24 protein-coding genes and 1 pseudogene are annotated in these 21,673 nt (G+C 55.5%); 13 read left to right on the forward strand and 12 right to left on the reverse strand.

The annotated features are described in order from the left end of the window. Positions 1-16: 16 nt before the first annotated feature. The 5 genes from JV551A3_RS00895 to JV551A3_RS30605 all read right to left on the reverse strand — a co-directional run bounded on the left by JV551A3_RS00895 (position 17) and on the right by JV551A3_RS30605 (position 5,155). Entirely contained in the window at positions 17-472 is a 456-nt protein-coding gene (locus JV551A3_RS00895) for a hypothetical protein (RefSeq protein WP_011953095.1), read from the reverse strand. Positions 473-610: 138 nt separating this feature from the next. Next, positions 611-1,633, reverse strand: a complete 1,023-nt coding sequence (locus JV551A3_RS00900; RefSeq protein ID WP_011953096.1) for a YVTN family beta-propeller repeat protein — start codon at positions 1,631-1,633, stop codon at positions 611-613. Between the two features lie 265 nt (positions 1,634-1,898). Beyond that, a complete protein-coding gene (locus tag JV551A3_RS00905) occupies positions 1,899-2,099 on the reverse strand; it encodes a heavy-metal-associated domain-containing protein (RefSeq protein ID WP_004575963.1) in 201 nt (66 codons plus the stop codon). A gap of 337 nt (positions 2,100-2,436) precedes the next feature. Next, the gene (locus JV551A3_RS00910) at positions 2,437-4,953 is read right to left on the reverse strand and encodes a heavy metal translocating P-type ATPase (RefSeq protein ID WP_012269848.1); all 2,517 of its coding nucleotides are present in this window, start codon (positions 4,951-4,953) and stop codon (positions 2,437-2,439) included. 43 nt (positions 4,954-4,996) lie between these two features. Then, on the reverse strand, positions 4,997-5,155 hold the full coding sequence (locus JV551A3_RS30605; protein WP_011953098.1) for a hypothetical protein: 159 nt from the start codon (positions 5,153-5,155) through the stop codon (positions 4,997-4,999). A 47-nt stretch (positions 5,156-5,202) separates the two neighbouring features. Here JV551A3_RS30605 and JV551A3_RS30805 point away from each other — a divergent pair. The 7 genes and pseudogenes from JV551A3_RS30805 to JV551A3_RS00950 all read left to right on the forward strand — a co-directional run. Beyond that, a pseudogene (locus tag JV551A3_RS30805) lies at positions 5,203-5,538 on the forward strand (helix-turn-helix transcriptional regulator); the annotation flags it as partial. A 423-nt stretch (positions 5,539-5,961) separates the two neighbouring features. After that, on the forward strand, positions 5,962-6,981 hold the full coding sequence (locus tag JV551A3_RS30810; RefSeq protein ID WP_015268415.1) for an ATP-binding protein: 1,020 nt from the start codon (positions 5,962-5,964) through the stop codon (positions 6,979-6,981). A gap of 174 nt (positions 6,982-7,155) precedes the next feature. Then, entirely contained in the window at positions 7,156-7,410 is a 255-nt protein-coding gene (locus JV551A3_RS31285) for an STAS-like domain-containing protein (protein WP_128337688.1), read from the forward strand. A 417-nt stretch (positions 7,411-7,827) separates the two neighbouring features. Further along, positions 7,828-8,061 (forward strand): hypothetical protein, encoded by a 234-nt coding sequence (locus JV551A3_RS00935; RefSeq protein WP_156867445.1) that lies wholly within the window; start codon positions 7,828-7,830, stop codon positions 8,059-8,061. A 310-nt stretch (positions 8,062-8,371) separates the two neighbouring features. Next, positions 8,372-9,295, forward strand: coding sequence for a hypothetical protein (locus JV551A3_RS00940; RefSeq protein WP_011953102.1), 924 nt, complete (start codon positions 8,372-8,374; stop codon positions 9,293-9,295). Positions 9,296-9,515: 220 nt separating this feature from the next. After that, on the forward strand, positions 9,516-9,725 hold the full coding sequence (locus JV551A3_RS00945) for a hypothetical protein (RefSeq protein WP_015268418.1): 210 nt from the start codon (positions 9,516-9,518) through the stop codon (positions 9,723-9,725). A gap of 14 nt (positions 9,726-9,739) precedes the next feature. Continuing rightward, positions 9,740-9,946, forward strand: coding sequence for a hypothetical protein (locus JV551A3_RS00950; protein ID WP_011953104.1), 207 nt, complete (start codon positions 9,740-9,742; stop codon positions 9,944-9,946). Between the two features lie 143 nt (positions 9,947-10,089). Here JV551A3_RS00950 and JV551A3_RS31170 read toward each other — a convergent pair whose 3' ends face one another. Further along, the gene (locus JV551A3_RS31170) at positions 10,090-10,218 is read right to left on the reverse strand and encodes a hypothetical protein (protein ID WP_003253468.1); all 129 of its coding nucleotides are present in this window, start codon (positions 10,216-10,218) and stop codon (positions 10,090-10,092) included. 122 nt (positions 10,219-10,340) lie between these two features. Next, a complete protein-coding gene (locus JV551A3_RS00955) occupies positions 10,341-12,038 on the reverse strand; it encodes a phosphoethanolamine transferase (RefSeq protein WP_003298414.1) in 1,698 nt (565 codons plus the stop codon). Positions 12,039-12,528: 490 nt separating this feature from the next. Between JV551A3_RS00955 and JV551A3_RS00960 the strand changes: the two genes are divergently transcribed. The 3 genes from JV551A3_RS00960 to JV551A3_RS00970 all read left to right on the forward strand — a co-directional run bounded on the left by JV551A3_RS00960 (position 12,529) and on the right by JV551A3_RS00970 (position 14,335). After that, the gene (locus tag JV551A3_RS00960) at positions 12,529-12,867 is read left to right on the forward strand and encodes a zinc ribbon domain-containing protein (protein ID WP_071890582.1); all 339 of its coding nucleotides are present in this window, start codon (positions 12,529-12,531) and stop codon (positions 12,865-12,867) included. Positions 12,868-12,921: 54 nt separating this feature from the next. Beyond that, positions 12,922-13,827, forward strand: a complete 906-nt coding sequence (locus JV551A3_RS00965) for a cation diffusion facilitator family transporter (RefSeq protein ID WP_010951438.1) — start codon at positions 12,922-12,924, stop codon at positions 13,825-13,827. 157 nt (positions 13,828-13,984) lie between these two features. Then, on the forward strand, positions 13,985-14,335 hold the full coding sequence (locus JV551A3_RS00970) for a DUF3147 family protein (protein ID WP_011953105.1): 351 nt from the start codon (positions 13,985-13,987) through the stop codon (positions 14,333-14,335). 32 nt (positions 14,336-14,367) lie between these two features. Here the strand turns inward: JV551A3_RS00970 and JV551A3_RS00975 are convergent, their stop codons facing one another. Beyond that, positions 14,368-14,694 carry a DUF2790 domain-containing protein gene (locus JV551A3_RS00975; protein WP_011953106.1) on the reverse strand — a complete coding sequence of 109 codons (327 nt, stop codon included), beginning with the start codon at positions 14,692-14,694 and terminating at the stop codon, positions 14,368-14,370. Between the two features lie 689 nt (positions 14,695-15,383). Here JV551A3_RS00975 and JV551A3_RS00980 point away from each other — a divergent pair. Continuing rightward, positions 15,384-16,058, forward strand: a complete 675-nt coding sequence (locus tag JV551A3_RS00980) for a heavy metal response regulator transcription factor (protein ID WP_003253457.1) — start codon at positions 15,384-15,386, stop codon at positions 16,056-16,058. Next, positions 16,055-17,473, forward strand: a complete 1,419-nt coding sequence (locus JV551A3_RS00985; RefSeq protein ID WP_011953107.1) for a heavy metal sensor histidine kinase — start codon at positions 16,055-16,057, stop codon at positions 17,471-17,473. The genes JV551A3_RS00980 and JV551A3_RS00985 overlap by 4 nt, the downstream gene beginning before the upstream one ends. Positions 17,474-17,530: 57 nt before the next feature. Here the strand turns inward: JV551A3_RS00985 and JV551A3_RS00990 are convergent, their stop codons facing one another. Further along, the gene (locus JV551A3_RS00990; protein WP_010951442.1) at positions 17,531-18,118 is read right to left on the reverse strand and encodes a hypothetical protein; all 588 of its coding nucleotides are present in this window, start codon (positions 18,116-18,118) and stop codon (positions 17,531-17,533) included. 266 nt (positions 18,119-18,384) lie between these two features. Between JV551A3_RS00990 and JV551A3_RS00995 the strand changes: the two genes are divergently transcribed. Beyond that, positions 18,385-18,606 (forward strand): hypothetical protein, encoded by a 222-nt coding sequence (locus JV551A3_RS00995; RefSeq protein ID WP_010951443.1) that lies wholly within the window; start codon positions 18,385-18,387, stop codon positions 18,604-18,606. Positions 18,607-18,688: 82 nt separating this feature from the next. Here the strand turns inward: JV551A3_RS00995 and JV551A3_RS01000 are convergent, their stop codons facing one another. The 3 genes from JV551A3_RS01000 to JV551A3_RS01010 are packed head-to-tail and all read right to left on the reverse strand — an operon-like array spanning position 18,689 to position 21,505. Further along, positions 18,689-20,143, reverse strand: coding sequence for a phospholipid carrier-dependent glycosyltransferase (locus JV551A3_RS01000; RefSeq protein WP_010951444.1), 1,455 nt, complete (start codon positions 20,141-20,143; stop codon positions 18,689-18,691). Beyond that, complete coding sequence (locus JV551A3_RS01005; protein ID WP_010951445.1) at positions 20,137-21,120, reverse strand: glycosyltransferase family 2 protein; 984 nt, start codon at positions 21,118-21,120, stop codon at positions 20,137-20,139. The genes JV551A3_RS01000 and JV551A3_RS01005 overlap by 7 nt, the downstream gene beginning before the upstream one ends. Next, positions 21,086-21,505: a GtrA family protein gene (locus tag JV551A3_RS01010; RefSeq protein ID WP_010951446.1), complete on the reverse strand. Its 420-nt coding sequence runs from the start codon at positions 21,503-21,505 to the stop codon at positions 21,086-21,088. Before JV551A3_RS01010 ends, JV551A3_RS01005 begins: the two co-directional genes overlap by 35 nt. Positions 21,506-21,673: the final 168 nt, after the last annotated feature.

Genomic DNA, 21,673 nt, shown 5'->3' on the forward strand with positions numbered 1-21,673 from the left:
TGGGAAAGGAGATGGGTTACTTCGATGCAGCAGATGGCATGCGGTCCATCATCATCTGCATCATCGACTCCATCATGTCCATGCGCTTTTCCATCATCTGGTGGCGGGCGGCCATATCCCCGCCCATGCCGCCATGCATGCCCCCCATTTCAGGCATGCCACCCTCCATGGACTTCATCATGGCCATGCCATTTTTCATCAGCGCCATATGCTCGGCCATCAACGCCTGACGGGCTTCCGGCGTTTTGGCTGCAGCCATCTTTTCGTGCATGGCTTGCATGGCCTTCATTTGCTGGTCCATCGCCGCCATTTGCCCTTTGTCCATTGGCTGAGAAGGCGTCTTCTCGGTAGCCGCCGCGCTTGGCGCATCGGCCGGGTGATGTGTCGAGTGTTCATCGGTGTTTTGCGCCATGGCGCCCACGGACGCTGCGGCCAAACAAAGTCCGATCAGTAAATTTCGAACGTTGTTCATCATCATCTCCTTAGCACTGTTTTAAAGCCGGATGCCTTGGTCTGGGCGCTAGGCCTCACCTGGCACGACAAGCAAATTACTGCGCCGGCGTGAATGCTCATTTTTCGCGTCGTGCTCGGGTTGTACACCGACGGGCTATTATTGGGCACTCGGCGGCTCGAAGCTGATCCCGTTTGGCCCGGCGCCAACCTTATGGGTAGCAACGACCTTTCGGCTGCTCGTATCGATGACAGATACGGTGCCCGCTTCAATATTGCTGACAAACACATAAGCGCCGTCGCTGCTGATGGCCACACCATGGGCACCCTTGCCGGTGGTCACGGTGCCCAGGCTGCTACGCGTCTGGAGATCTACGATGGAGACTCGGTCGTCCGGATTCTGGCCACTGCCCTGATTCGCGACATAGACCTGGCGACCGTCAACGGTGGCCATCATCTGGATTGGCGTGCGGCCGACATCAACCTTGCTGATCACCTTGCGTCTGGCCGTGTCGATGATGCCAAGCTGATTTGTCGCACTGAGCGAGACGAATGCCAGGCGACCGTCAGGGGCAAAGCCGACCTGGACAGGGCCTTTGCCCACGGGAATCTGCGCGGTTTCTTTGAGTGTGACGACATCGATAAGCGATACGCTGTCGCTCTTCATGTTCGCGATATAGAGTGTCCGGCCATCAGGGCTCAAGCGCAGCCCATGGGGATAACGCCCAGTTGGAATACCGGGCAACTCGATTCGCTGCTCAAGGTCAAATACTCGCACCTGGTTGGCAGCGGAATCGGTCACAAAAGCTCGCAGCCCGGTGACGTCGGTGACCACATGAGCCGGGTGATCGCCTGCCGGGAAGCTGAACGGTGGCCTGTCCAGCGCGCTGGTACTGAACACCAGCAACTGCCCACCGGGCTTTTCACCGCTCGAATGCCCCGCATGTCCAGCCACTCCAACAACCAGAAGCAAGCTGCCGTCGGGCGAAACCTGTAGGTTGTGGGGTGCGATCGGCAAGGCGACCGTGCTCACATCACCTGTCGCAAGATTTACCTGGCTAATGGAAGCGGACCGTTCATTGGCCGTGTAGACGTTACCCGTAGGGTTTGCCATGACCAGCCCCAGAGGGATGAGCAGGGATATCCCCAAGGCCATAGAACTAAACCGCTTGGCAGTCATCATTGTGAATGAGCTCCAACGAGGGGCCGGGGTATGTGAGCCAGGCTGGCCTATACATTTACTCAAGATAAACACCAATCGCGAAGCATTTTCTTGATCAGCGTCAACGTCCACAGCTTGACTCGGCACTGGGTGATCGAAGGCCGTCCATTTCTTGGGGAGTATTGCTGGCTATCCCGACCCGGAGTCAGTCGACATCAGGCTGTATATGAAGAAACCGCGCCATGAAACATGGCACGGCGGCTTGCCATCTGAGCGGTAACGAGACTTAGCGACTGACTTTGGTTGGGTAACCAAGCGCCTGGACCAGTGCACCGACGCGTTCCGCCTCGATGTTGCTTTGGACACTCACTGTACCGGCAGCACGATCAACGATCACCTTCGCGTCGCCATCGGCAGCCTGGATGGCCTTGGTGATCTTGTTGACACAACTGCCACATCCCATACCGGAAACTTCCAAAACGAACATAGCGGGCCTCTCATGCTGGTACGGCTTTTCTCGCCGCATTTACAGCTTCAACCTTGACACGATGACAAGGTCAAGGCCCGGTCAAAGGATTTATCTTCGCCCTGAAATCTTGTCCAACTCCTCTGGCGGCGGCCCCTGCTGCATCACAATTGTCCCTTACGATCTTGGCAGAAGATGGCGGACGTCGCAGTTGCCCGATGTCCTCCATCAGGACCAGATTGGCGCCGAACTCGCGGACATACCCGCTAAGGCCAAAGCCCTAGACAGTCAGTCATATGGATCAGGCGTTGAAACGCTGATGGCGGAACTTCCTCTCATAGGTTGCGGTGTGCCCATTTCAGTCTGTGACTACGCGCTTCAGCCGCAGTGCGTTGAATACCACGGAAGCCGAACTTACGCTCATGGCCAATGCCGCAATCATCGGTGACAATAGATGGCCGGTAAGCGGGTAGAACAAACCTGCCGCCAGCGGTATGCCCATAGCGTTGTAGAAGAATGCGAAGCCCAAGTTTTGACGCATGTTCTTCACCGTGGCCACGGATAGTGTTCTGGCCCGCAGGATGCCCATCAGGTCGCCCTTGACCAGCGTCAACTGGGAGCTGTTCATGGCAACATCGGTGCCAGTTCCCATGGCGATCCCGACATCAGCCCGGGCCAGCGCAGGGGCATCGTTGATCCCATCTCCTGCCATGGCAACCCGGCGCTTATCGCCCTGCAGGAGCGCCACCAGTTGCTCCTTGTCCTCGGGTTTCACTTCTCCGTGGACTTCCTCGATGCCGAGTTGTTTCGCGACCGCACGTGCCGTAGTCAGGCCGTCGCCGGTGGCCATGATGACCTTCACATCTTCTGCCTGTAGCCGGGTTACCGCCTCCTTGGAGGTGGGTTTGACCGGATCGGACACCGCTAGCAGGCCAGCGAGCACGCCATCGACGGCCAAGTACATGATACTCATGCCTTCCAGACGCAGCTGCTCGGCGCGGTCTCGCAACGGACTGGTGTCGAGGCCAGCCTCTTCCATCAAGGTCGTGTTGCCAAGCTGCAGCCGTTTGCCGTTCACCTGGCCACGTACACCGATCCCAGAGCCCGACTCAAACGCCTCTGGCTTGGACAAGCTGTGTCCATGCGCTCGCGCATGATCGACAATCGCATGTGCCAGCGGATGCTCGCTGCCTTGGTCCAGGCTGGCGGCAAGGCGCAAGACTTCGGGTGGCATGAACTGCCCGGTACCGACCACGCTATGAAACACTGGCCGGCCCTCGGTGAGGGTCCCGGTCTTGTCGACGATCAGCGTGTCGATCTTGCAGAGGTTCTCGATAGCACTGGCGTCTCGGAAGAGCACGCCACTGCTGGCAGCCTTCCCGGTAGCGACCATGATCGACATGGGAGTGGCTAGGCCGAGCGCGCAGGGGCAGGCAATGATCAGGACCGCGACCGCATTGATCAGGCCGAAGACCCAGCCAGGCTCCGGTCCGAAAAGCCCCCAGCCGAAGAGCGTGACCAGCGCGACCAGAATCACCCCCATGACGAAATAGCCGGCCACGGTGTCCGCCATCCGCTGCATCGGGGCTTTCGAGCGCTGAGCCCGCGCGACCATCTGCACGATTTGCGAGAGCACTGTCTCGGCGCCGACCTTCTGCGCCGCCATCACAAGGCTGCCGTGGGTATTCAGCGTGGCACCGATGAGTGCATCCCCAGCTTTCTTCATCACTGGCACGGGCTCGCCTGTCAGCATGGATTCATCGATAGCACTTTCGCCTTCCAGGACCACCCCGTCGACCGGCACCTTCTCGCCAGGGCGAACGCGCAGGTGGTCGCCCGTATGCACGTGGGTGAGCGGAATATCTTCCTCCTGACCATCGGCCCCGATGCGACGGGCCGTCTTGGGGGCAAGACCCAGGAGCGACTTGATGGCGGCGGAGGTTTGTGAGCGCGCCTTGAGCTCGAGCATTTGGCCGAGCAACGTTAATGAGATGATGACTGCAGCCGCTTCGAAGTAGACACCGATGCGGCCATCCTGCATGAAAGTCGTCGGGAAAACCTGCGGGAACACTGTGGCCGCAACGCTGTATAGGTACGCCGCAGCCGTTCCCAAACCTATCAGGGTCCACATATTCGGGCTGCGATTACGAATCGATGCGACCCCACGCACGAAAAACGGCCAGCCAGCCCATAGTGTCACGGGAGTGGCCAGAATCAACTCCACCCAATTCTGTGTGGCACCATGCAGCAATTGGAGTTGGTGGGCAGTCATGGCCAACACGGTCACGATGACCGTCAGGGGCAAGGTCCACCAGAAGCGGCGGGAGAAGTCCTTGAGTTCCGGGTTCTCGTCTTCCTCAAGCTCCGGTATTACCGGCTCTAGGGCCATGCCACAGATTGGGCAACTGCCCGGCCCACGCTGGCGGATTTGGGGATGCATCGGGCAAGTGTATTCGGCGTCCGCCGCGTTGCTTGGCTGCGGGGCAGCCGAGTGGAGATGGCCCGCGTGTTCTTGGTCCTGGGGAGGGCTAAGATAATGCACAGGCGCTGCGCGGAATTTCGTCAGGCACTTTTCACTGCAGAAGCGGTATGTCCTTCCCTCGTATAGCTCGAAGTAGCGACTATCCGGTGGCACCGTCATACCGCATACCAAATCGCGCTGACTACCATCCGGTTGCTCATACGGGTGCGAGTGGTCATGGTCATGGTCATGCTGGCACGATTCGGTGTGCATGAAGTAGTTCCCTTTGTTGTCCGGTTTGGACGAGTTTTCACCCTTCTGGTGAGAATACCCGCCATGGTTGTGCCCGAAGAGTTGCGTCAGCGGACAGAGCAACAAAATTAAATAACTGTAGTGCCTGTGACAGGTGGCCATAGTGCACGAGCCACATAAAACAGGCCAAATATGGCCAGCATGATCAGTGCAATACCGCCTTTAGTCCGCCAAAAAGGTATTGCCAGATCTGTACCACGGCGATGGGCTCCATCATGATCAACTCCCAAGCTGGGTGGGAAATATCGGCCGCTGCCGTATTGTCCAGCCTAGACAACATCTCCTTGAACAGCTGTGACGCCAATCAATGCTCCTGTAAGCGTGTCGATTATTGTTGTGGTGTAGCGTCATGGCATAGATCATTTCTGGAGGTTGCTGATCCTGCTGCTGCACCAGTGGTTGCCCTTCGACAATGCGCTGGCTGCCTTGTACCCCGGCGAGGGAGTGCCCAAGCCGCTGGAGGAGTACGACGCCGGCTCCCGGTGGGGAACGCCGTCCATGCTTTCCTGCCTGGACGGCCTATACTTGCTCGACCCCTTCTACCAGGCCTGTCAGGAAGGCCTGCCCAGTGGGCTGTAACGCCTGGAGGAGATCGCTTCTGACCAGTTCCGTCAAAGCGAGTACTTCCTCAGTTACTTCCACGCCAACGCATTGGAAGACGAGGAGCAGTTCGTTCTCCAGTTGCCGGCCAAGGTAGCCTTATGCGATCTAACAGCTCAAGCCCCAGACCTGATACATGCGGTGCGGTACAGCGCTGATCGGGTCACTCTTCGCTGTTCCCCTTCCAGCTTTGCCTTTGCCCACAGCAGACGTCGGAGATGAAACTGCTCGGCGGACTCACAAACCTGCTCCAGTGCTCTCGCACAAGGCTTTGATCTGGCCATCTTTGCTTGAATGGCTGACCCGTGGCAGGGCGTTGGCCGTGTTTTCTTCGTGCGTGTTGAGCCCAAGGCGAGCGCGATCCACCATCCACAGGCCGCTACTGCCGCGCGCCAATTCTATGCCGGCACTACTCGTCAAAAAATAGGTGAGTGCTTACCCGGCAGGCAATGGGCTACTATCGAGCCCTATATCTATCCGAAAGGGTTAGCTCCGTTGCCAGGGAATTGCATGCAGGCCATCGATATTGAAAACGCGATCGTTCTTCCTTGGGGGCTTGGCTCAAGATCGCCCCATGACCTGTTTTCTGTGTGCGCAGAAATCATTAACTGCCCTGGTGACATCGTTTTAGACGCTAGCAACCTCTCGTATATCGATCCGTTAGGGATGGCCACGCTGCGAGCGTTGTTTGAAAACCAGTTGGTCCAGAAGCGAGTTTCGATGCAGTTTTTGAGCAGAGACCTGACCTCCTACCTGGCCAGGATGGATTTTTTCAAGGACATTGATGTAGAGGGTGTAGATCTATCGGGGGTAGGACGTCGAAACGACCGAAGCACCTCGTTGGTGGAAATCACCAAAATCAGCGAACACCATCAAGCAGAGGCTGCAGCCTCTCGCCTCGCTAGAGCTATTACGGGAAGGTTGACTCAATCGGACCCGGATGCCCCAGTCGACGAGCACACGGGACGGAATGAGTTTGACTCCTACCGGGGCCCTCTGGAGTATTCGCTCAAGGAGCTATTGGAAAACTCGCTTACTCACGCCCGCAGAGAGGGACGTGGTGACGCCGCCGTTTGGCTGACCTGTCAGTTTTATCCAAAATTGAACCTTGTACGCATGGCCATCGTCGATAATGGGTGTGGGTTTCTCGCGACACTGAGGAATCACCCTGAGCTTCATGACCGCACGCATTTGCACGCGATCGAGGCGGCACTCAAACCGCGAGTGAGCTGCAACCGGGGTGCGATGGCCCAGATCCTGGGTAGCGAGAACCAAGGTATCGGGTTAACAACTACCGCAAAAATTGCAGACGCGGCGGGCGGTGGTTTGATCATCGTGAGCGGCAATGGCATACATGACACAAAGCGTCGGCAGTCTCAGGAGCTGCATGATGCGCTGTGGAATGGTGTATCGATCGCGTTTAGCTGTACCCGTGAGCTGCTGCCCACCATTTCGATCAGTGACTTGCTGCCGAAGGACGATGCAGGACAGGTTGACGACGATCTCGACCTAGATCTGAATTTCCGCTAGCTCTGGCTTTTTGATAGCTCGAGGGCTAGAGTCGATCATGCAAGGAGCGGTAAATGGGAGATTCAGCGTCAACTGAAACTCTCGGGCTGCAAAAAAGGATTATGCAATACAAGGGGTTACGACATGCAAACTCAAATTCGATTAAGTAGGGATAGTTCTATCCGAACGTACGGAATGCGAGCTTCAGCGATCCCCTACCGTACCGAAATCGAACGCTCGCTCAGCAGTGGTGAGAGCGTTGTCATAGATTTCGCTGGGAACGATGTCACTCAGTCCTTCGTCGACGAGTTGATCGGGGCGCTGATTCTGAAGGAGGGTCGCCAGGTGGTATCGCGCCTTGCCTTTGAAAACTGCACCAACGATGTCAAAGGAATCATTAAATTTGTGGTCCATGATCGAGTTCGACAGCTGCAAAAAATGCCCGCGTGACGGATCCGCATTGAATTTAAGGCCCTCAATATTGAGGGCCTTTTCATTGGTGCCAGGCAAAAGATAGCCGTCTTGAGTGGCCCCCATAGCTCGCCCTGAAAAGCGAATGTCAGGGGACACACCGCAGAAAAGCGTTCTGTAGCGGAGGAATACGTGGAAAACGGAGCTTAGGTTTCCTCATTGAGATGTGTAGAAATCCATCGCGACTCACCTATGCAAAGGCTGCGAAAAGCCTGAATCTACTGGGGTATCGTGGCGTGAGATATGTGCAAAAAAATGTGCACAGCATCTGCGGATTGGAGAGCTGGCTTGGCTCCTTAAGTAAAACCATCAAGCTGCAACGGACCTGCAACTCCTGCGGCTTGAAGCAAAGCGGGTAATACCACCCCTGAGCCCTACGAGGTGGTGTTCCGGTTTTTGACCAAACGAGAGCACGCCAGGCGCGCAAATGAGCTGCACGACCAGCTGAATGAAGTGCTCGGGGTGGCCAGAAATCTCAACGATGGGCTGTACTTCGGTGGAGCAGACGTCACGGTGCTACAAGACTTTACCATGCTCGATGCGGAAGACTTCGTGCGGTACAACCTTCACGACTGGCTCAGTGTTGGGGATACCGATGAAGATGAAGAAGGTGCCGATGATGCTGACTGAGCTGCTATCGGCCTCCCCTTTAGGATCTGGGTTTGACCTTAGCTGACCGGCTGCTCTACAAACCAATTGATTTTCTCCGGAGCCGGTGTCACTGTCGCTCCAAGAATAGCCCCCACGCCTCGGGCAGGTCCCAGACCTGTACTGCGCATCAGGGGGTTAGTTGTTTCTAGGGCCCGCCCAGGTCGATCAGGCATGCTTTGGGCTGGCCTCAAACCAGTGGGTGACCACCAAAAGGGTCAGTTAGGCCTACTGCTGCCTATCCTCGCTCGTTACCATCCAGAAACCCTCTATTGATACGGTTTCAGCAAAGATGGATGTCTATAAGCTCCGCATCGAAGACACAGAAAGCAAGATCATCGACAAGGAAGGTTTCGAGGCCGAGACCTTCCGCAGAGATCCGTGGTACCAGCCTGGAAGTGCGGGCAAGCTAGCTCAGTTTGCTGTATGCCCGGCATGCGACAACCCTGTCCAGCTGGTTGGGCTGTATGAGCTACCGCCTAACGTGAAGAACCCATTCGGGAAACATGCTACTAAGAGCATTCGCGGCATCGCTCCATTTGATAGTGAGGCCCGTAACGATTGCCCGTACTTCAAGCCTCGCCAGCATAAGAAAACAGAACGAAAAACCAGGTTTGACGGCGTCCCGCGGAAGATTCTCAAGCTATTGATCGAACAGTTCGATCGCGTGGTTTACATCCTGGAGAAAGAGACCCAACTGGTCCTTTCCGAGAACGCGTTGAGAGGCATGCTGCAGCGTTACAAGGGAGAGCGTGGCTACCTCTATACCGGCGCGACGCTTCGCAATGTGCCATGGATCTTTGCTTACATGTCGGACGCCACCCGCCTGTTTGGCCAGAAGGTCAGTGGAAATGCTGAGCTGGTGAAAGCTATTGCCGCTGAGGTGCCGGGGGCGGAAATCAGCAGCACTGGTCGGCTGGAATCGAAGAAGGTGCCTGGTTCGAAGGCGGCATATTTTGATCTCAAAATGAGTTTCATCCGCCATCGAATCGTCAAAGACAGTGAAGCGTCTGGCTTGGTTGAAAGCATGGAGTTTGTAGTGTCACAGCCTCGCGGAGGTGAGCTTGAGCACATTCACAAGGAAGTCATCAAATTCGATTCGGCTTGGTTCGAATCTCTTATCCGGATGCCGGTTGATCATCCTTATCGCAGAATGGATAGAGTGAAGATGGCCCGGGAGGAACTGGGCGATCTGCTGGAGCTGACTCAGGCCTGAGGAGGCCTGCTGTAAACCACTTTTTTTCACTGTAAACCACAGTGGTTTACAGTGAAAAAAGTGGTTTACAACGTAGCTATGACACGCGCCCTGGCCACTCCCCAGGCCAGCGCGCTCCTCATTGGTTCGTTCAGCCGGACGTCGAACACCTGTGCTGCTCGGGGCCTTGCCACGCCGCGGTGTCCTATAATTCATCTTCAGCTGAGTGGAGCAAAATGTTGTGAAGCGCACATTCATTGGAATGGTCGAGGCTGGTGAGCCACTGATGAGGCAAGCGCTTGAAGCTATCCGACAGGCCCACGAAGCGGAGGCTGCTGGATTGCCAGACCTTGAGGTACAGCGTCTTCACCTATTGGCAGATTCGCTCTATCAGGCGGTCATTGATTTTCAGCTCCTCAAAGCAGGTAAACCACCGTCGACTATCCAGTGAGGACCTGCCGCTACATGACGAAAAAGATACCAGCTCTTCTCCCCGACCACCCCATGTATACCGACGCAGTGGATGCGATGAAGCAATACCACGAGGCGCAGGCTTCTGGCTCATCTGCCGAAGAGGTTGAGCGCCTGCGTCAAATCGCAGAATCACAATTTCGGGCTGTCAGCGAGTATCAGCTCAACGCTCTGGGATATCAGTCTCGTCGTCCGCACTGAAGGGATAACCGATCCGGAGGTAGCTTCAGAATCCATCAAGCCAAGCGGAAGACTCACGACGCGGTCCGATTGATCAGCGAGACGGTCGGGAGGGTTTGCACACAGCCCCAAAAAAAAAGCAGCTCCCGAGAGCTGCTTTTTTCTTACTCCCCCTTTTTGTGCTTGTGGGGTTTCAGGTCCGGATGGTCCTTCTGCTTTTCAGGGGTGACTCGCTGCCTTTTGTCCGGAGTGCCATCTTCATTGGTGCGCTTTGGGCCTGGCTTGATGCTCATGCAAAACTTCCTTTTCCGCTTGGGTTGTTGAATGCAGCTATGTAATTAGTCCAGCTTCTCTCAGCTGTCAAAGCAGGCTGGTGCAGAACCGCCTGGCCGATGATCCGGTCCACATCGAACATTCAGAGGCCAGAATAAGAGCCTCCGACAAAGGGCTTACAAGGGGCAGTGAAATCCAGCGCTGAGCGATACGAAGACGTCTGGACGTTCATCATGCCGAGCACGGTGTGGAACAGGTTGTCGTGGCTCAGCGGTGACGTGGTTTGAGCTTTCAAACAACCCACGTTGACCTTTTCGCTCTTCGCGAGCGAGTCAGACATCCAAAGTACCAACGGCACCTTTGTTTGCTCGTCAGGAGCCATCGCGTAAGGCAGCCCGTGTAGATAGAGCCCACCCTCCCCCAGCGATTCGCCGTGGTCCGAAACGTACATCAGCGCAGTGTCGAACTTGGTGTTGGCCGCCAGGATATCGATGAGATTTGCAGTCACATAATCGGTGTAGAGGATTGAGTTGTCGTAGGCATTGACCACCTCCTCCTGCTTACATTTGTCGAGCTCGTTGGTCTCGCACACCGGTGCGAATTTCTTGAATTGCGAGGGGTAGCGCTTGTAGTAGGCCGGGCCGTGACTGCCTTTGTAGTGGAGCACCAGGACAGCATCGCCTTCCTGGCGCTTGATGAAGTCTTGCATCTCCGTGAGCAGCACCCCGTCCTTACACTCCTCGCTGGTGCACAGTTGGGAATCCGCGTGAGAGGCAGCCTTGTGGTTGGGAACCCTGTCGCAGACCCCTTTGCACCCCGAGTTGTTGTCAGTCCACATGACACTGATGCCAGCGCGTTGAAGCACGTCGAGCAGCCCTTCTCGGCTCTTGGCCAAGCCATCTTTGTACTGGGCCTTACCCACGTCCAGGAACATGCATGGCAGCGAGACCGCGGTAGCGGTACCGCAGGAGCTCACGTTCGTGAAGCTAATGACATTTCGCTTTTCTAGTTCCGGATTCGTTTCACGGGAGTAGCCGTTGAGGGAGAAGTTGGCGGAGCGAGCGGTCTCTCCTACTGCCAGTACCAGCAGCCTGGGTTTACGAGCCGCACCCTGTCGATTAACTACCGCATCAGTACCAATGGCCGTCAGCGTTTTAGGTGAGGCCAGCTGACGCTTCAGGTACCCATGGCCAGCCGCAAACAAGTTGGTAGGTACCAGAATCAGCCGGATCTCCCGATTGTTGCGCAGCAAGGAGGCATACGACTGGTACTGACTCAACGCGATGCCAGATAAGGTCAACAGAGCGAGCGACAGAGCAATGAACCTGCTGACCAAAGCTTTGGCCCAAGGCTTGCGCCGGAGGGGAACCCGGGCAATCAGGTAGACGGGCAACACCCCAACCATTGCGACCCAAAGACCGAGCTTCCAATTCAGCAGCTCGGTTGCCTCAGCGACGTCGGTCTCCACAACGTTGGTGAACATTGTGTAATCGATCACGATGCCGTAGGCATTCATGAAGTAACTCGCAAAAGACGCGCTGATCAGTACCAGGCACAGTATGGGTTTGGCCAGCCGCCCCCATGACAGCAAGCTCAGAACGGTAAACACCCATGCGAATACTATGACTGGGAGGCTAGCCGCTAGCTGCCAGTTCACTTCATCGGTTTTGAATACCAGCTTCCAGAGCACGTTCCAGAGCTCAGCGTTCGCGAATAGCAGTAACCAAAAAGTCACCAGGCCGATTAGCAAATTAGTACTGATGCCTTTCTGCCGCGCATTGCGAATAGCAAAGATCCATTTGCTTAACAGGGTGTGAACAATGGATTTGGAAGGTGTCATTATCAAACTCTGGAAGCTGCTTATCCATGGCGGTAGCTATGGAGTTAGCGGGAGCTACAAGGCAAACCGTCGACAGATGCTGAGCGATTGCGCAATGTGCGGAGCGTCAGAGGCCTTAGGCCCCTAGGCGTTGGGGACGCTTAGTATGTGTGAGGCATAGGGATAAAAAGAGAAATGAATCTCGCTGAGCGCATTATTTCCGGGACCTGATAACGACACGATGACCTCGGGATTACAATGCTGACAGAAATCCAATTACTGCTGTTTTGATTGTCATTGATCACGCTATGATCAAAATTAGGGGGATACTACCCACCAAAAGCAATGCTCCGCTCAGCTAGATAAATTTAATTTCACAAACAAAACGGTTTCGTTTTGTCGTAGGCTAATTTTGAACTTTCAATTCAACTTACAAGTCTTTCTCGCGAGCAGAATATTATTTTCAACTTTTGCTCGTTAATATGTCACCCATCAATGAGGGGCGAATACCATGAGCTTTTTCAAAAACATCCTGGGCGGGCACCATGGCCGTGGAAACCACGGTGGAGGCAAGCACCACAGCGGGGGACATGGGGCCGAGCAATATGATCGCCATGGCCGGCAGCAGGGCTGCGACGGCGGTAATCAGGTGTATGACGGCGGGCGCCCTCCCACTCCTGCCCCCATCAAAGATCTGCAGGGCTGCAGGCAGTGCCGGACGGCCAACGATCCGTCAGCACGCTTTTGTCTAAACTGCGGAACACCGCTATCGAGTGGTTGCACCGCCTGCGGCTCGCTGCTGAGTGCAGGAGCAAGATTTTGCAGTCACTGTGGCCAAGCGACGCTCTAAGGCTAGGTAGACAGGAAGGCCAACGAGACCACAACCCTGCGCAAGGAGAAATACGTGGGTTCAAATCATGACCATGGCAGCGCTGCAGTACGCGAGGGGCATCAGAAGAAGCTAATCATGGCGCTCGGCTTGACTGGCAGCTTCATGATTGCAGAAGTGATCGGTGCGTGGATTACCGGCAGCCTGGCGCTGCTGTCGGACGCATCTCACATGTTCACAGATACTGCCGCCTTGGCGATCTCACTGATTGCACTTCAGATAGCCAAGCGGCCGGCGGATCAGAAAAGAACCTTCGGCTATGCGCGCCTGGAAATTCTGGCTTCGACGTTCAACGCCGTGCTGCTCTTCCTGGTGGCGATGTACATCTTGTATGAGGCCTACCAGCGCTTCTTCATGCCGGCGGAGATCGCTACCGGAGCGATGATGTGGATCGCAATCGCCGGCCTGATCATCAACCTAATTTCGATGCGCCTTCTGGCATCTGCGAGCAACGAAAGCCTCAACGTCAAAGGAGCCTACCTCGAAGTTTGGAGCGACATGCTCGGCTCGCTTGGCGTAATCATCGCGGCACTTATCATCCGCTTCACCGGCTGGACCTGGGTCGACACGATTGTCGCTGTGGCGATCGGCCTTTGGGTTCTGCCGCGGACGTGGCAGTTGCTTCGCGAAAGCCTGGGGATCCTCATGGAGGGTGTCCCGAGGGGGCTCGACGTTACGGCAATCGAGGCCACCATCCTCGGAGTAGATGGCGTGACGGACGTTCATGACTTGCACGTGTGGGCTGTCAGCAGTGGCAGTAACGTGATGACGTCGCACGTAGTGGTTCGGGATTCTGCAGATGGGGATGCTGTGTTGGCGGCCGTCGTGGATGCTGTCAGCGATGCATTCGAAATCCATCACTGCACCATCCAGATCGAGCGGGCAGCTTTCCACGAGAGCGTTCCCTCACCCTCGCACTGACCGATCGGTAAACACCATGCAAACACATCACCCTCCTGGCTGAGGGTGATGTTGCAAAAAAAATGCGGTGAGGGATGCCGTAAACGGCAGGAGCGCTTCAAGGGGGTTGGTGAATGGCTTCGCCTGCCCTCGTCAACAACCTCCAGAAGGCTCAGCGATGGCCTGGATCATCACGAAGTACCTACTCACTGCCGGTATAGTGATTCTCGTGTCAGAGCTGGCGAAACGCAGCGACAAGCTGGGCGGCTTGGTCGCCGCCCTACCCTTGGTCACGGTCGTGACGTTGGTCTGGCTCTATTTAGAGAACCAGAGCATGGAGAAGATCTCCAACCATGCTTGGTACACGTTCTGGTACGTGCTTCCGACCCTACCGATGTTTATTGCTTTTCCATTGCTGCTACCTAAGCTCGGCTTTTGGCCGACACTGATCAGCAGCATCCTCATCACAATGGCCAGCTTCGGAGGCTTCGCCATACTGCTGCGCCGGTTCGGCATTGAGCTTCTATGATCCGGTGGCCGCAGGGATCATCTTGATGAGTCTTAACGGCTATTAACACACTCGCCCTTCACCAGGTAGCGAACCATGTGCAGTTCGCCTTTCGAGTCTTCGTAGGTCATCATGCTTCTTACATTACCGCAGTACCGCACACTGGGTGATACATACACCAACTTACCAACGTCCAGGTCCATGCCATAGGCGTAGTCTTCTAGTTGAGGCATGGGCTTTTTTACGCGTTGAGCATAATCCGCTGTAGCCTCTCTAGCAGTACGCTCGATGCGTTTATTGATCTCCATACCGCTTTGGGCATTGGCTGTTAGTGATGTAAAGAGCAAAAACACGGCGATCGCTGATACAGTAGTGTTCATAAGAAGTCCCTTAATAAAAAAGCGCCCGTAGGGGGGCGCTAAAATTCACCTACCAAAGGAGCGTATGGTTTACAGGTGAATGCACTGGCGCGAACAACTGCTCGGTGCTCTTGCCAAGCTGCTTTGAAATGAGACAATTTCCAAAGCAGCGATGCCTCTTCCGCTGCCCTTAAACTAGCAAAGGAGGCTAACACCAAGATGATCGGGCAATTACAATTTGGACATGTAATAGATTGTAAGATAATTATTCGAGAGAATATCGAGCCGCCACGTGAACTAATTTGCAGAAAGGCGCTGCGGTTTGCGGCCGTGCATGGGGTCTGCCTGCGTGGCGCCCTCGATCCAAGGCCAGTACCAGTCCTTGCAAGCTAACGACCGAAATGCTGCCTGTCCTGGCCGATTCCACCTGCCAGGCGAATCTGTCATACACCGCCGCAGGCCCCAGAATCCGCTATGCTTAGGGGTGGAGCCTGCATGACTGTCAGAAATCTTGCGGCTACATTACAAATTTGTAGGATTTCGCCGCGGCCAGCTTCTTCGCGTTAAGATTCAAGCGTCCTCAGGTGACCCGGCGTATGGACAGAGGTAGCGACTACCACATGCCATACCCTCAGCCAAACTTTCGAACAGCCTGCAACCATAATCTTGGCGGATTAGGCCAACTCCTTCCTCACACCTTGAGATAAGTTATGCGCGTTCTAGTTGTGGAAGACGAAATTAAAACTGCCGAATATCTTCAGCAGGGCCTATCCGAAAGCGGGTATGTCGTAGATATCGTGCACAACGGTGTAGATGCTCTGCACTTGTTCAACACTAATGTCTATTCGTTGGTCCTCCTGGACGTGAACCTCCCGGGTATCGACGGCTGGGACCTGCTGGAAACCATCCGTAAGACCAGCCGGGTCCGCATCATCATGCTGACCGCCCGCGGACGCATCAATGACAAGCTCAAGGGCTTGGACGGCGGCGCGGATGACTACCTTGTGAAGCCATTCGAATTCCCTGAGCTGCTTGCTCGCATCCGTTCGCTGCAACGCCGTGGTGATGAGTTAGTCGAGAAGAGCTCGCTGAAAATTGCCGATCTGGAACTCGACTCCGTCCGCCATCGCGTCTTCCGCGGTGGCACACGCATCGATCTCACCACCAAGGAATTTGCGCTTCTGCACCTGCTCATGAGCCGAACGGGCGAAGCGCTGACTCGCTCTCAGATCATCTCGTTGGTCTGGGATATGAATTTCGATTGCGACACCAATGTCATCGATGTAGCCATCCGGCGCTTGCGCTCGAAGATCGATGACCCGTTTGAAACCAAGCTCATTCACACGCTTCGTGGCGTTGGGTACGTTTTTGAGGAACGCGCATGAGGCCATTCAGCCTGGCTGCAAAGCTGGGGTTAAAAGTTGGGTTGATGAGCGCAGCGTTGCTGCTTCTGTTCGCCACCTTTGGCTATCTGATGGTAGGCAAGGCTCTGGAAAGAAATGCCAGAGCAGACCTGGAAGTAAAGATGGCGGGGATGGCTCACAACCTGTCCACCATCCCGGACATCTCCGGCGTCAACGCGGATGCGCATCAGCTTGTCGATTTGGTCATGGGCCACAACAACCTGTATGTGAGCATATTCGATACCTCACAGAATCAGACTCCCCTGCTCTCGATTGGCTCGAAACAGGTCAATCTGGAGGTGCACAAGTTTCAGCCGGCGGCCCAGCCCAAAGAGCACGAATGGCGTGATACGCAGGACCGTCCTCTGCTGAGTGCTTCTCGAATCATGCGTTTGGGCGATGGAACAGAGGTCAGCGTCTATATGACCATGGACCAGTCATCCAGTGAGGCGCTGCTCGATGCGTTGCTGACCTGGGCCTTGATGATGTCCCCCGTCATCCTCGCACTGATCTTGGCCATTGGCTGGTGGACTGTGCGCAGAGGCCTGCTACCACTGACCAAGTTCCTCAAGATCGCCTCGAAAATCTCAACCGAGAGCCTCGACCATCGCCTTCCAACTGATGGGATGCCGGCAGAACTCAAAATGCTCGCCGACGGCATCAACATCATGCTGGCTCGCCTGGATGATGGGGTTCAGCAGCTCTCGCAGTTTTCTGACGACCTTGCTCACGAACTTCGAGCACCGCTTTCCAACCTGATGGGCAAGGCCCAGGTTGCCTTGACCAGAGAACGATCGCTTTCCGAGTACCGGGAGGTTCTGGAGTCGTGCACAGAAGAGCTGGACCGCATGAGCCGCATGGTTTCCGACATGCTGTTCTTGGCCCAGGTCAGTCATCCAGCATCAATGGTGGAGTTCGAATCCGTCTCCTTGGTCGACGAGGTTCAGCGAGTGTGCGAGCTCTTCAGCATTTCAGCAGAAGAAGGCGAGATTCAGCTGCAGATCTCCGGCAGTGATGACGTGGTGCGCGGGAATCGCCTGATGGTTCAACGTGCCGTCTCGAATCTGGTCTCGAACGCGATCCGTTACTGCCCTCGCGGCCGCACGGTCTACGTTAAGGTGCAGCATAGTGCGAGCGGTACGACGTTGAGTGTCGGCAACCCCGGCCGTGGTATTGCCAAGGAACACCACGCGCACTTGTTTGAGCGGTTCTACCGTGTGGACAAGAGCCGAGCACGGAGCGAAGGCGGTACCGGTCTTGGCTTGGCCATTGTGCAGTCGATCATGAGTCTGCACCAGGGATCGGCGAGCGTGGAGGTGACCGAAGAAAACTTCACCTGGTTCCACCTTCACTTTCCGGAAGCCCAGCAAATGCAGCCGGCAATGACCGCCGCTTAAATTGCGCAGACACGATTAGGCCCGTCAATCGACGGGCCTTTTGTTTGCCTCAATGCATCAGTGCCGAAGGACCACAGGGTCCATGGGCGACCGCAGAATCACCGACTTAATAATCTTCTGTTCGTCAGGATTGGCGTTTTTCCACAGGTGTGAGAAGTACTGAGCATTCACTTTCTCTTGAGCACTTACGCTGCCGGCGGCATCGATCAGGCGCATGGTCGAGTAGACACAGATCAGCGCCAGAATGAAGAACGCCGTGGCGACCACCATCACATAACGCTTGGCCAGCACCGGTGCCCGCTTGAGCTCCTGGATAGAGGCGTCCGCCGCCTTTGTCGCTGCTGTAAGCTCCGAGATCAGTGGCTGGATGGCGGTGTCGACTCCGCGGCATGCAGCTGAATACGCTGATGCAGCGGCGCGCAAGGCAACCTCCTCCGCGTTCGACCAAGCCTTCTCCGCCTTTCGCACCTCCTCCTGAATCTGCCGGCCGACAGCGTCCACCTGCTCCACCAGTTCGTTCGACCTCTCCAGAACAGCGCTGGAGGTGCGCGTCTGCGAGGTCAGCTCATCGAGCTGGACAGTGAGTTTTTCAGTGCAGCGGCGAAAGTCACCGATAGCAACTGCCCAGGGCTCTATGTCATTCATGGCTATCTCCTAGGGCGGCCAACAACGCCGCGCTGAATTAACGCGCTAGATATCAAAATTGTAATTTAAGAGAAAATTCGAAGTCGCCCTCGACAGTGCCGAGATAGACATGATCCTTCCAGATTTGAAGATTTAACGCATCCTATCTGCAGCCAAAATTACGGAATTGTAATTATTGACTCACCTTGTCGTTAGCTTCGCGTTCCTAAACTACAAACCAACAAAGGCCGCTAATCAGGTTGGCCTAGTATGAACCGAGGTTCACAATGAAATTTGTCAAATCTATCGCTATTGGCAGCCTGCTGCTGGGTCTCATGGGTACCGCTTACGCTGAAGGCGGCTTCGAGCGAACGAAACAGTTCAACGAGAACTTCCGAACCGAACAGGCTCGCCTATGGAGCGATGACTCTTCGGACCAGAACAAACAACAAGTCGCTCAAGAGCAAAAGAAAGAAAGCAAGGATGGTAAGGAACAAGCCGACAATTAATCGGCGGTTAAATAGGACTTCAAATGACGAAAGAAATCGACAAAAAAGCCAGGGTAAAACCTGGCTTTTTTGTGCTTGGAATTTAGCCTTCGTTCTTGCGAGGCGTTTCCGCATTGCTTTCTCCGGCCAGACCCTCGGCACCTTGTGCGGGGCGTTTCCAATGGCACAGCAGGAGCTGGCTGGCGTTCGCTTCGGTGATCGATGTGCAAGCTAGATCAGCGGGCAGACCATCCTTGCTGTCTCGCAAGCGCCTGGACAGATAGAACGAGCCATCCCGCGGCCACTTGGCAGGATCCTTGATGTTCTCGGACTTCCCGCTGCTGTAAAACTCCGACGAGTATGAGCGGCGGCCAGGATAGATCAGGGGAGCGGAATGAGCAGACTGCACATTGAGCCAGGCTTGAACCACATCCCGCTGATTCTGAGGGCGCTCCTCTAGTACCCCGGCGTAGATGATGCCCGCACCGATGATTGGCAACACCAATGCGCTCGCAGCGGCAGCCCAGGTGGTCTTCGGGCCAACTTCGCTGACCCGTGCAGACAGCAGCAATGCCCACGCTGGCAGCGCGGGTAGCAGGTAGGTCCACAGAATGTTGCCTGCAAATGTGAAGAAGACCGGTGTCGCCAAGGCCCACAGCCAGAGGTAGGCTTTGAAGCGCTGCATCGATCCACGCTTGCGGATCAACAGTGGTAGAAACAAGGCCCATGGCAGTAGCGACAATCCGAGCTGGATCCAGATGCTGCCGTACGGCTTGGCATGAGCACTACCATAGAGGTCCCCTGCCCAGTTACTGACGACGTAGCGGCTCCAGTGCTCACCAACGAAGAAGTACTCCATGAAGCCGGGCGTTTTCATCTCGGCCGCGACATACCATGGCACGGATATACCGAACATGAGTACAAGGCCGCTAATCCAGGGAAGCCTCAGTACCCGTCCCCATTCCTTGTAGATAACGAACCAGGCGAATGCCGGCGCCCCCATAAGCACCAGGGTCAGCGGCCCTTTGGCAAGCAAGCCCAGCCCGAGACCTGCGAACATCAGGTAGGCATCCGCCTTGCTGGCGCACTTCATCCAACGCCAGAAACCGTAGCTGGCCAGCAGAATCGAGAACGACAAAACAGGGTCAGTCAGCACAACACCGCTGGAGACCAGGCCAAGTGTGGTGCTGGAAAAAATAATGGCAGCCCAGATGCCGGCGTTACGAGAAATCTGCTGCGTGCCGAGTTTGATGATGATGAAACAGCTTGCCAGGTGGAGTAGCCACGCTGGGAAGCGCGCAGCGAACTCGTTAACGCCGAAGACCGTCATGCTCGCGGCCTGGGTCCAGAAGGACAACGGAGGCTTGCCCCAGAACGGTACCCCGTAGTCGAACATGGGCGTGATCCAGTCATTCAACTCGACCATCTTGCGAGCCATTTCAGCGTAACGGGCCTCAGATGTGTCCATCAGCGGGTAGATGCCCAGCCCCACCAAACGCAATAGCAAAATCGAACCCAGGACCCACCACAGCGTCCTCTCGTTCTTCAGGTTCAGCATTTCTTACCCTCGATCGAAGCCATCGAAGGGTGGAGTGACACGGGATCTGCCTTGTTGCTGTGCTTCAGGAAATAGAGAGGCCGGCGCTTCACTTCCGCGAGTGTCACGCCCAGGTACTCCCCCACCATGGCGACACCGACGCACATGAATGAAGCCATTCCGACGATCAGGTGATGGATGTCGAAACTGCCTGCCACAAGCGACGCAAGCATGTAGCAGATGCTGGAGACGAAAAGACCGAAACTGATGAGGCTGAAAATGCGCAGTGGTTTGCGAGAGAAGCTGACGATGCTCTCGATGGCCAGATTGAACAGGCCAGCTGCATTCCATTTGGTGCTCCCGGCATGGCGAACAGTGCGATTGTAGGGGAGTTCGATGGTACGAAAGCCTACCCAGCCGATCATGCCTTTGAGAATCCTGGAGCGTTCATCCAGGGCCCGCAGGGCTGCCAGCGGCGCAGGCCCAATCAATCGGAAATCGCTGACATCGGCCGGCATGTCCACCTTCTCCACCAGGCGCTGCATGACCCAGTAGTAAGCCCGGGCACTCATGCGCTTGAACCACGAATCACCGATTCTCAGGTTGCGCTGCATGTTCACCACGTCGTAGCCGCGTTGCCAGTAGTCCACCATGGCCGCGATGAGCTCTGGTGGATCCTGCAGGTCGACATCAATGAAGATCAGCGCACTGCCACGGGCATGGTCTATCCCGGCGCTCAGTGCAGCCTCTTTGCCGAAGTTGCGACTCAGGGACAGGCAACGTACAGATGACCCATCCTGATAGTGGCGAAGAATGTCGGCCGTCCGGTCATTACTGCCGTCGTCGACATAGAGGATTTCGCAGGAGACGGGTAAGCGCTTCACCACGCGGGTGATTCGCTGGTGGAACTCGGGGATGGTTTCCTCTTCCTGGAAGCAAGGGACCACGATGGTTAACAAGGGATCAGGGCGCTCGGGAAAGCGATGTAATGTCTGCATGATTGAATGTCCAAAAACGATGTGCAATGAATCCAAGTGCAGTGAGGCTTAAGGTCACTACGACTTGGGAGATGAGCGGTGACAGATTCGACTTGATGAGGAACCACATACCCACGCCATTGCCGAAGTTTGTGGTTAACGCGACCAGTGCAAACCTGACAGGCTGAAACTTACGAGAGCCATCTGCCACAAAACAGAGCGCCCTATTTCCAATGAAGCTCGCGATTGCGCCAACCATGCCGCCACAGATACTGGCCAGTAACGGAGTAACGAATTCTGTCGTAACCAGCAATAGGAACACCGCATAATGGACTCCCGTTGCTATGAAGCCGATCCCCAGATAACGAATCAGTAAGGTAGTAAGAGGTGGGGTTTGATTTTCCATGCCCAAAGCCTATGGAGGCAAAGGTGAAAAAATAGTGAACTAAATGTAAATGCGTAATTAGCCGAATCTATATATGGTAAGTAACAAGTCGGCGCACTAGGCTAGCACGCTACAATATCAGAGGGATTGCCTGAAAATTACGCTTTCGAAATAAAAGCCTTCCGATAA

This window comes from Pseudomonas inefficax (genome assembly GCF_900277125.1).
GTDB classification, from domain to species: Bacteria; Pseudomonadota; Gammaproteobacteria; order Pseudomonadales; family Pseudomonadaceae; genus Aquipseudomonas; species Aquipseudomonas inefficax.

What these genes read in the sequence shown, in the direction of transcription:
- JV551A3_RS00895 (WP_011953095.1), bottom strand. Translation starts at nt 472, where the DNA reads ATGAACAACGTTCGAAATTTACTGATCGGACTTTGTTTGGCCGCAGCG.
- JV551A3_RS00900 (WP_011953096.1), bottom strand. Translation starts at nt 1,633, where the DNA reads ATGATGACTGCCAAGCGGTTTAGTTCTATGGCCTTGGGGATATCCCTG.
- JV551A3_RS00905 (WP_004575963.1), bottom strand. Translation starts at nt 2,099, where the DNA reads ATGTTCGTTTTGGAAGTTTCCGGTATGGGATGTGGCAGTTGTGTCAAC.
- JV551A3_RS00910 (WP_012269848.1), bottom strand. Translation starts at nt 4,953, where the DNA reads ATGGCCACCTGTCACAGGCACTACAGTTATTTAATTTTGTTGCTCTGT.
- JV551A3_RS30810 (WP_015268415.1), top strand. Translation starts at nt 5,962, where the DNA reads ATGCAGGCCATCGATATTGAAAACGCGATCGTTCTTCCTTGGGGGCTT.
- JV551A3_RS31285 (WP_128337688.1), top strand. Translation starts at nt 7,156, where the DNA reads ATGCGAGCTTCAGCGATCCCCTACCGTACCGAAATCGAACGCTCGCTC.
- JV551A3_RS00940 (WP_011953102.1), top strand. Translation starts at nt 8,372, where the DNA reads ATGGATGTCTATAAGCTCCGCATCGAAGACACAGAAAGCAAGATCATC.
- JV551A3_RS00950 (WP_011953104.1), top strand. Translation starts at nt 9,740, where the DNA reads ATGACGAAAAAGATACCAGCTCTTCTCCCCGACCACCCCATGTATACC.
- JV551A3_RS31170 (WP_003253468.1), bottom strand. Translation starts at nt 10,218, where the DNA reads ATGAGCATCAAGCCAGGCCCAAAGCGCACCAATGAAGATGGCACTCCG.
- JV551A3_RS00955 (WP_003298414.1), bottom strand. Translation starts at nt 12,038, where the DNA reads ATGACACCTTCCAAATCCATTGTTCACACCCTGTTAAGCAAATGGATC.
- JV551A3_RS00960 (WP_071890582.1), top strand. Translation starts at nt 12,529, where the DNA reads ATGAGCTTTTTCAAAAACATCCTGGGCGGGCACCATGGCCGTGGAAAC.
- JV551A3_RS00970 (WP_011953105.1), top strand. Translation starts at nt 13,985, where the DNA reads ATGGCCTGGATCATCACGAAGTACCTACTCACTGCCGGTATAGTGATT.
- JV551A3_RS00975 (WP_011953106.1), bottom strand. Translation starts at nt 14,694, where the DNA reads ATGAACACTACTGTATCAGCGATCGCCGTGTTTTTGCTCTTTACATCA.
- JV551A3_RS00980 (WP_003253457.1), top strand. Translation starts at nt 15,384, where the DNA reads ATGCGCGTTCTAGTTGTGGAAGACGAAATTAAAACTGCCGAATATCTT.
- JV551A3_RS00985 (WP_011953107.1), top strand. Translation starts at nt 16,055, where the DNA reads ATGAGGCCATTCAGCCTGGCTGCAAAGCTGGGGTTAAAAGTTGGGTTG.
- JV551A3_RS00990 (WP_010951442.1), bottom strand. Translation starts at nt 18,118, where the DNA reads ATGAATGACATAGAGCCCTGGGCAGTTGCTATCGGTGACTTTCGCCGC.
- JV551A3_RS00995 (WP_010951443.1), top strand. Translation starts at nt 18,385, where the DNA reads ATGAAATTTGTCAAATCTATCGCTATTGGCAGCCTGCTGCTGGGTCTC.
- JV551A3_RS01000 (WP_010951444.1), bottom strand. Translation starts at nt 20,143, where the DNA reads ATGCTGAACCTGAAGAACGAGAGGACGCTGTGGTGGGTCCTGGGTTCG.
- JV551A3_RS01005 (WP_010951445.1), bottom strand. Translation starts at nt 21,120, where the DNA reads ATGCAGACATTACATCGCTTTCCCGAGCGCCCTGATCCCTTGTTAACC.
- JV551A3_RS01010 (WP_010951446.1), bottom strand. Translation starts at nt 21,505, where the DNA reads ATGGAAAATCAAACCCCACCTCTTACTACCTTACTGATTCGTTATCTG.